This is a genomic window from Neolewinella lacunae (genome assembly GCF_014349155.1).
In the GTDB taxonomy this organism is placed as follows: domain Bacteria; phylum Bacteroidota; class Bacteroidia; order Chitinophagales; family Saprospiraceae; genus Neolewinella; species Neolewinella lacunae.
In genome coordinates this window covers 1-1,060 of the sequence record NZ_JACSIT010000081.1, presented here as the reverse complement: position 1 = coordinate 1,060, position 1,060 = coordinate 1, and the positions used below count along the sequence as shown (strand labels likewise).

Genomic DNA, 1,060 nt, shown 5'->3' with positions numbered 1-1,060 from the left:
CACACTACTCTACATTTTTAGAAAGTGCGAAGCGAGCACTACCTTAGGGGTTAACCACAACTCCAACTCATGCTCACTCCGCAACTGCGTAAATTTACTGACTTGTACGGAAAATACGGTCTTGGTGCTACAAAAAACCTTCACTTGATCTGCCAACTTCTCATTTTGGGAAGAACTTGCAGCCTATGGAAACTCAAGGATTATGTCGGCTTGGCCCTCGACAAACCGCTTGTTCAGCCCGCCAGTCACTATCAGCGATTGATTCGATTTTTCGATGCCTGGCAAGACAACGCTGGCTTTATTCTTGACGTTCAGCGACGAACGCTGAGCCTACTTCGTCGCTTTCGTTTTACTCACTTACTCTTGGATGGTACCAGTTGGAAGCGAGGTCAGCAAAAGTATCACTACATGGTGTTGAGCGTTCTAGTCGGCTCCGTGGCCATCCCCATCTATTGGAAACAACTAGGTAAAATTGGTGCTTCCTCCCAAGCAGAGCGCAAAGCTCTGTTTACTGAAGCGATGAAACATCTCGACCTGAAGGGCATGACGCTGCTTGCTGACCGAGAATATGTCGGCCAAGAATGGTTTAAGTTCCTGATTGACAACAAAATAGAGTTTGTCATCCGACTGAGGTTCGGCGACTTCTACCAAGCTGTAGACGAAGCTCCCGGTAAGACTTATCAGCAGATGTATGACCAGTGCCGGAGTCACGGTAAGTTCTGCCGCAAACGTATAAAGTTGGGTGGACAGTTCTATTTTATATCGATGCGTCCTAATCCTAAAGGGACCGCTGGTGATGAGGTGATCATTTTTCTGACGCGCCTCCGACCGGTCAAGAAGACTGTTGACCAATACATAAAGCGTTGGCGTATTGAGTGCTTATTCCGCCATCTCAAATCCAATGGTTTTGACCTAGAAGCGATCAATTTCAAACCCCTTGGGAAAAGCAACTTACTAATGGCTATCGTAGGGCTAAGTTACGCCATGACGATTCGAGTCGGATGGGCGGCACGCTCGACCATCCGTATCATTAAATATGACGAGAGTACTACCTTCCCCG

General features: G+C 47.5%; 1 protein-coding gene. It reads left to right on the top strand.

The annotated features are described in order from the left end of the window. Positions 1-69: 69 nt before the first annotated feature. Positions 70-1,060: transposase (locus H9S92_RS06960; RefSeq protein ID WP_187465991.1), on the top strand; the 991-nt coding region annotated here is incomplete at its 3' end.